Source organism: bacterium (assembly GCA_021372775.1).
Taxonomy (GTDB): Bacteria; Acidobacteriota; Polarisedimenticolia; order J045; family J045; genus JAJFTU01.
On the sequence record JAJFTU010000329.1, the window covers coordinates 1 to 3,778 of the forward strand.

Annotated in this window: 3 protein-coding genes; all 3 read right to left on the reverse strand. The window is 76.3% G+C overall.

Translation table 11 applies throughout. The features are described 5' to 3' along the window. On the reverse strand, positions 1–2,000 hold a 2,000-nt coding region (locus LLG88_11135), incomplete at its 3' end, for an FtsX-like permease family protein (protein MCE5247456.1). Between the two features lie 64 nt (positions 2,001–2,064). Beyond that, positions 2,065–2,754: an ABC transporter ATP-binding protein gene (locus tag LLG88_11140; GenBank protein ID MCE5247457.1), complete on the reverse strand. Its 690-nt coding sequence runs from the start codon at positions 2,752–2,754 to the stop codon at positions 2,065–2,067. 729 nt (positions 2,755–3,483) lie between these two features. Then, positions 3,484–3,778, reverse strand: a 295-nt coding sequence (locus tag LLG88_11145; GenBank protein ID MCE5247458.1) for a serine--tRNA ligase, incomplete at its 5' end; no start/stop codon positions are given.

Sequence of the window (3,778 nt, forward strand, 5' to 3'; positions counted from 1 at the left end):
TCGTCGTCGAAGAGCGCGCGGAACGCGCCGCGGTCGATCATCGCCAGCCCTTGGTCGGTGGCGTAGCTGCGGAAGACGCCGGCGACGCGGAAGACGCGCGTTCCGCGCGGCGTCGGCAGGTCGAGCGTCCCGCCCGCCGCCAGGCCGCGGCGCCACGCCAGCGGCTCGGAGACGATCGCCGTGTCGCCGCGGCGCAGCTCGCGCCAGACGCGCCGCGCGTCGCCGTCCACGAAGTCGAACGCCCGCTCGCCGCGCGGGCCGAGCTCGATCCCGGCGAGCCGCAGCGCGCCGCGCGGCGTGTCGAGCAGCAGGCCGCGGATCGCGCCGACCTCCGCCGTCCCCGCCGCCGCGCGCAGCCGCGCCAGCGCCGCCGGGGCGATCGGCTCGTCCGAACGGGTCGGCGTCGGCTGGGCGACCGACACGTAGACGTCCGCCGCCAGCGTCGTCCCGAGCCACGCGTCCACCGTGCGCCGGAACGAGTCGATCATCGTGCCGACGCCGACGGTGACCGAGACCGCCACCGTCAGCGCCGCCGCCGCGACCGCGGTCCGGCTGAGCGTTGCCGCCACGCCGCGCGCCGCGAGCCGCGCCAGCGGACCGAGGGCGCGGGCCAGCGCCGGCGCGGCGAGACGCACCAGCAGCGCCGAGCCCCACGGCGCGGCCAGCGCCCCGCCGACGACGATCGCGAAGAGCGCGCCGAACGCCGCGAAGAGGGAGCGCGTCGGCGCCGCGAGAAGCGCCGTCCCGACGCAGGCCAAAAGCAGCCCCGCCGCCGCGGCGCGCGGCGTCGCGCGGCGGGCGCGCTCCTCGAGCGTCGAGCGCGCGAGCGCGGCCCGCGGCGGGGAGAGCGCGGCCTCCGCCGCCGGCGGGACCGCGGCCAGCGCCGCGGCGCCGACGCCGAGGAACAGCGCGAGGAGCAGCGACCGCGGCGTCGGCGCGGCGCCGTTCACGGCGACGACGAAGTAGAGGTCGTTGATCGTGCGCGAGACGAGCCGCAGCAGTCCCTGCGCGAGCAGCGCGCCGAGCGGCGCGCCGGCCGCGGCGCCGAGCGCGCCGATCGCCGCCGCCTCGCCGACCGCGAGCGCGAACAGCTCCCCCCGGCCCGCCCCCGCCGCGCGCAGCAGGCCGAAGAGCGGCCGCCGCTCGACGACGGAGAAGGTCGTCGTGTTGTAGACGAGGAACGCGCCGCAAAGCAGCGAAAGGAGGCCGAGCGCGAAGAGGTTGAGGCGGAAGGCGCGCGTCGTCTCCTCCGCCGCGGAGCGCCGCGCGGCCGCCGGCCGCAGCTCGGCGCCGGGGGGCAGCAGCGCGCGCGCCTCGGCGAGCTTCGCCTCGCCCGCGGCGGTCGGCGGGACGAGCAGGTCGATCCGCGTCAGCCGTCCCGCGGCGCCGAGAAGTTCCTGCGCCGCGGCGACGTCGGCGACGAGCACGTCGTCGAGCGCGCGCCGCTCGAAGTCGCTTCCCGGATCGACGATCCGCGCGAGACGCGCCCGCCGCGCGACCCCCTCGACGCGCAGTTCGAACGACGCGCCCGGCGCGAGGCCGAGCAGGCGCGCCGCCCCGGCCGTCGCCGCGACGGCCCCCGGCTCGAGCAGCAGCGCGGCGAGGGCGCGCGCTTCCTCCGCCCGCGGCGGCGCGGCGTACGGCCGGAACGGCGGTTCCGAAAACGGATCGACGCCGAGCAGGCGCAACGTGCGCGGCTCGGGACCGAGGACCGTCGCGTACCCCTCGACGACCGGCGCCGACGGGCGCACGCCCGCCGCGCGCAGCCGCGCGAGAAGCGTCTCGTCGAGGCCGCCCGGCGCGACGATCTGGTGCGTCGCCTTCCCCGCGATCGCCGCCTCCGCCGCCTCGAACGCCGCGAGCGCGGCGCCGTTGGCGAGGTCGATCGCTTCGACGACGCCGACGCCGAGCGCGATCCCCGCGACGGCGACGGCGAGCCGCCACGGCCGGCGCGTCCAGTGCCGCGCCGAGGCGAGCGCCAGCAGCCGCGGCGGCCTCATCGCCGCCCGTCCCAACGTCGGCCGACGCGCGTCCCCGGCCGCCCGCGGCGCCTCGCCGCGCACATCACGGCGCCCCCCGCGAACGCAGCAGCCCGCCCTCGAGCGCGAAGATCCGGTCGGCGATCCCGACGACCTCCGGGCTGTGCGTGACCATCAACATCGTCTTGCCGGCGCGCCGGGTCAGCCGATCGAGCAGATCGAGCACCTTGCGCCCCGTCTCGAGGTCGAGGTTTCCCGTCGGCTCGTCGGCGAGGACCAGCGCGGGGTCGTGGACGAGCGCGCGCGCCACCGCGATCCGCTGCTGCTCGCCCCCCGAGAGGCGATCCGGATGCGCGCGGGCGCGGTCCTCGAGCTCGACGTCGGCGAGCAGCGCCCGCGCGCGCCGTTCCCCCGCCGCGTCGCGCCGCCCGTCGAGCTCCAGCGGCAGCAGCAGGTTCTCGAGCACCGTCAGCTGCGGCAGCAAGTTGTAGAACTGAAAGACGAAGCCGACCGACCGCCGCCGGAACAGCGTCCGCGCCCCCTCGTCGAGCGCGTGGAGCGCGCGCCCCGCGACGTGGACCTCGCCGCCGTCCGGAAGATCGAGCGCGCCGACGAGATTGAGCAGCGTCGACTTGCCGCTGCCGCTCTTGCCGAGCAGCACCGCGATCTCCCCCTCCTCGACGACCGCGCTCGCGCCGCGCAGCACGACATGATCCCGCTCCCCCTCGCGGTAGCTCTTGGAGACGTTCCGGATTTCGACGAGTGGGCGCGCCATCGTTCCGCCGTGGGCGGAAAGGTACGCTCCCCCGCCCCCCAAGCAACGCGCGCCGCGCTTTCACGGACCGCGATCCCCGTAGGGGAGGCTGGCGCGTCCCGACCATCGTGACCCCGCTCAAGCCCCCTCCGCGCCTGCCTCCCGACGCGATTCACGCGGAGCCAAAGGCCTTTCGCGACGAAAGGCAACGTTCCGCGAGGTCCACGTCGGGCGGCAGGCGCGGTGGAAGCGCCGTCGTTCCGACGATCATCGGGCCGCGCCAGCCGCCCCTGCAGGACCCACCCGCCCCACGCGCGAATCAGAACGCACGCCGATCAGAACGCGCGCCGATCAGGACGCGCGCCGATCAGAACGCGCGACCAAGACCGACAAGCGCGTCGGGGCGGCGGGGGCGGCGGCGGAGCATTGCCCCGTCGCGGAGCCGCCGCCCCCGTCGCACGACGCGCGTGCCGCGAGCCGCACGCGCCCGAAAGCCGCGCCGCGCGACGCGCCAAGACGAGCGCGAATCAACGCCGCGGCGCGAGGCGACGGAGGACGCACGAACCATCCAACAAGGAAATCCCCCGCGCGGACACGCAACAAGTCGCGCGACCAAAGACGACAGCACGTCGTGCGTGCGGGGGCGGCGGCGCAGCCGTTGCCCCGTGGCTGCGCCGCCGCCCCCGCCGCGCGACGCGCGTCCCTCGAGACCCGCGGGCAGTACGCAGCCGAAACCCGCGGAGGCAGCCGTCAGACCCGCGCCTCGAGATAAGGCCGCAGCGCCTCCGGAATCTCGATCGAGCCGTCCGGCTTCTGGTAGTTCTCCAGAATCGCCACCAGCGTCCGCCCGACCGCGAGCCCCGAGCCGTTCAGCGTATGCACCAGCCGCGGCTTCCCGCCGTCGGCCGGCTTGTACTTGATCCCCGCGCGCCGCGCCTGGAAGTCCTCGAAGTTCGAGCACGACGAAATCTCGCGGAAGGTGTTCTGCGACGGCAGCCACACCTCGAGGTCGTACGTCTTCGCGCTCGAGAACCCCATGTCGCCC